Below are 3,281 nucleotides of genomic sequence, written 5' to 3' on the forward strand. Positions count from 1 at the left end.
TCTGTCTCTCTCTCTGGGTCGGTGTTGTTGTTGGGGTTGGGGCTGGGCCCCGACCCGGCCCGGGTGGGGGGGGGCCGGCACGGTGCGGGGTTGCCGTGTTCAGGTAGCGGATGAATCCGCGTTTGCCGCTACCGTTTTCAGGGCTCTGACCTGCGAGGTAGCGGAGGTAGCGGAAGTAGCGGACTCTCAGGGGGAGGGGGGCAGTAGCGTGCCCACGCGTCTGCCAGATCGGCCGCGTAGTAGCCCTTCATCACGCTGGTGCCGCTCTTGATGTTCCGGGCCGCGATCGGCTTGTTGTCCGAGGTCATGTACTCCCGCAGCATCCGCGACAGCCCCCGGGCATCGAGCGGCTTGCCGCTCATGTCCGCCCACGGCGCCTCATCGAGGCTGTGGAGACGGTCGAGGATGGCGACAGTGGGCAGGCGATCGATGCCGTTGAAGACGTAGTCCCGCAGGTCGGCGAGCAGCCGGATGCCGATGCTGCCTTTGTCGCCCTCCTTCGCGGCGTTGACGAGCTCGACGCACGCGGCGCGGGCCCGCTTGGGCCACTCCGCACCCGCGGCGTCGGCGACGGCAATGAGCGGTTCCCACACATCGGCCGGCCGGTCGGTCACCTCCAGCGGTAGTTCCGGGAACACCCCGTCCACGAGGTGGCTGATGCTGGTGGCCCAGTTGGCGAGCCGGTCCCGCAGCGCGTTGCCTTCTTTCTCGTGTATGCGCTGCCGGTACGGCTCGACCCGCTCGTTCCGGGCGCGGCGGCGCATGCGGATGATGACCGACCTTGTGAGGATCGTGTCTGGGAGGGAGCCGAGTCCAGCCATGGCGACGGCGCAGTAGGAGGGGAATTCCTGCACCTGCTGATTGGCTCCGTCACCGACGCAGCGCCACATGCCGACCCCTCGGCGATGCCCTGCATTCAGAAACCCGCGCAGGGGTTCGTTGTCCCCCGCTTTCGGGCCGAAGACGGTGTCCACCTCATCGAAGAGGATCGTCGGGCGAGTCTCCAGCGTGGACACCGCACGGAAGAGCACCGACGCGGACGCGTTCGCAGCCACAAGGGGTTTGGGCACGAGGGTTTCCACGATCTCCAGGGCCCGGGACTTTCCCGAGCCCGGCTCGGGTGAAAGGAAGGCGATGCGCGGGGTGGCATCGAAGCAGTCCAGCAGATGCGCGTGTGCGTCCCACAGCGTCACCGCGACATAGGCCGCGTCGATGGGGAACACGTTGAACCTGCGGTGGAAGGCTTCGACCTCATCGAGCAGCGCCGCCCCGTCCGTTGCCGGGCGGCCGGTCTGCTCCGTGGTGGTGTTGGTCATGCTGCGTTCCTCCTTTCCTCAGAGGTGCGGAGCGGGCACAGGCCGCGGTGCGCCTGGTGGTCTTCGATCAGTGCCAGCACCTTGGTCAGGCCGACGGCGCTGCGGTCCCGCCCACACGCGCACCGCGATGTGGCCGTGGGGACCGCGCCGCGCGGTGCGCAGATGTGGAGCCACGCCACGATGCGGCGCCCGTCGCCCGGGTGCGTGTCAGGGCGAAGAGCAGAAGGGACGCCTACGGCGACGCTCCTTCGGGCGCCCACCGCCACCGGAACCTGAGCCGGAGCGGCGGCATGCGGCTGGTCGGTGGTGCCGGGATGGCTCTTCATTGGGAGATGCGGGCGGGTGGTCATGCCGCCCTCCACTGCGGGTTGTGGGCGATGGACCAGTTCAGTCCGCTGCGCACCGTGGCGCGGCACTGGCGCTCGGAGAGGCCGGTGCACTCCCCCGCTGAATGAAGAGCCTCCTCCACCACGTCGCGCGGAAGGTCGCCCCACGCGATGAACCGTCCGAGCGCCCTGGCCGCCGCGAGCAGCGTGGCGTTGCGCTCGCCCTGCGGCGCGTACCGCACGCTCGCCGTTTCCGCCCGCAGCGCGGCTGCGGCGTAGCGGGATGCCCGGGACGTCGACGGCACAGCCGCATGTCCCCGTGATTCCCGGCGGGGCGCCAGGAGGGCATGCAGCCAATCCGGCAGCGGTACTGGCGGGACGGGGTCCACGGGGGTGTACGGGCCGGTGGGGGTGAAGCTTCCCGCGGCCACGACGTAGCCGCCCCACCCTCGGGTGTCGATCAGCTTGCCCAGCTTGCCCGCGGTGTTCGCGAGGCGCACGCCGTGCGGGACGGTGAAGTACAGATGCGCTCCCCCGCTTGCAGTCCGCACCGTGTGGGTGGTCGGGACGGCCTGCCCGGCGCGCTCGCAGAGCGCACGAAAGGTCGTCACGCCGCAAGGCGTGTCCGCACTGCTCTTGTGCTTGGGCTTGTCGAGGTCCACGACCAGCAGCCCGGAGGGGCCGGTGGCGATGCCGACGTTGAACGGCAGCATGCTCCAGGCCCGGCGGATGCGGTCAGGGTCGATGGTGGCGCGCTCTTCCCACTTGCGGTGGCCGCCCGCGCAATCCCCAATCCCGGGACAGACCGCCTCCCCGTGGAGCGCGGGGCGCTTGTCCTGCGGGCGCAGAGGGAAGACGTGCCAGCCGCGTTCCGCGGCGGCCAGCGCCGCCGTGAGCGGCGCCATGGGTGGTACATGAGTCATGCTGGAGGTCTCCAGTTCTGTGAAGGTGCTGGATGGGCCGGGGCGGGCGCGATCTTTGGCGAGAGGGCGCCCGCCCCGGGCGTATCTAGGCCGCGTTGCGGTGTCGGGTGGGGAAGTCGATGACGGTGGCCAGTCGTGCGGGTTCGGCCGCGGGCTCCGGTGCCGTTTCGCGGCAGTTGGGCGGGGGCTCGGTGCCGGTGGGCTGGGTGGCCCGGTGGGCGGCCAGCGCTGCGGCCAAGGCGTCATCGGCCCGCCGGGCGCGCAGATGTCCCGCGAGGCAGACCGTGATGAGAACCGCGGCCGGGGTGAACAGGACCCCCGCGGTGATGAGTTCGGCGTTCATGCCGCCTCGCCTCCGATGGTGGCGAGCAGCTCGGGGAGCGATCCGCCCAGCACGGTGAGGCGGTGCTCGATGGCTGCCCAGGAAGTGGGGTCGATGCTCATGAGCGCGGCGGCAGCCGTCGGAAGGTCGCCTTGGGCGGCGGCTTCCAGGGCGGTGCGCAGTTCGCCCGCGGCCATGAGCGTGATGCGTTCGGTCATGGTCGGAGCCCTCCTTGTCAGAGTTGGCCAACGGCGTCGATGACGGCGCGGGCGAGTGCGTTGATGGGGCCGGAGGCGCCAGTGGAGGCGAGGAAGAAGCCGAACCCGGCGGCGATGAAGGCGCTGCCGTAGCCGAGGGTGTTGGAGCGCAGGAGGAAGAACAGGACGAGGCCGAA

4 protein-coding genes are annotated in these 3,281 nt (G+C 70.3%); all 4 read right to left on the reverse strand.

The features are described from left to right. Window positions 1-137: 137 nt before the first annotated feature. Window positions 138-1,316 (reverse strand): DUF3631 domain-containing protein, encoded by a 1,179-nt coding sequence (locus ACFWI9_RS03540; protein WP_387158816.1) that lies wholly within the window; start codon window positions 1,314-1,316, stop codon window positions 138-140. A 346-nt stretch (window positions 1,317-1,662) separates the two neighbouring features. Beyond that, the gene (locus ACFWI9_RS03545; protein WP_387158818.1) at window positions 1,663-2,565 is read right to left on the reverse strand and encodes a bifunctional DNA primase/polymerase; all 903 of its coding nucleotides are present in this window, start codon (window positions 2,563-2,565) and stop codon (window positions 1,663-1,665) included. Window positions 2,566-2,650: 85 nt separating this feature from the next. Beyond that, window positions 2,651-2,908: a hypothetical protein gene (locus ACFWI9_RS03550; RefSeq protein ID WP_387158820.1), complete on the reverse strand. Its 258-nt coding sequence runs from the start codon at window positions 2,906-2,908 to the stop codon at window positions 2,651-2,653. After that, window positions 2,905-3,105, reverse strand: a complete 201-nt coding sequence (locus tag ACFWI9_RS03555; protein WP_387158822.1) for a hypothetical protein — start codon at window positions 3,103-3,105, stop codon at window positions 2,905-2,907. Before ACFWI9_RS03555 ends, ACFWI9_RS03550 begins: the two co-directional genes overlap by 4 nt. Between the last annotated feature and the right edge of the window lie 176 nt (window positions 3,106-3,281).

The sequence above is a fragment of the Streptomyces sp. NPDC127084 genome (assembly GCF_042724175.1).
Taxonomy (GTDB): Bacteria; Actinomycetota; Actinomycetes; order Streptomycetales; family Streptomycetaceae; genus Streptomyces.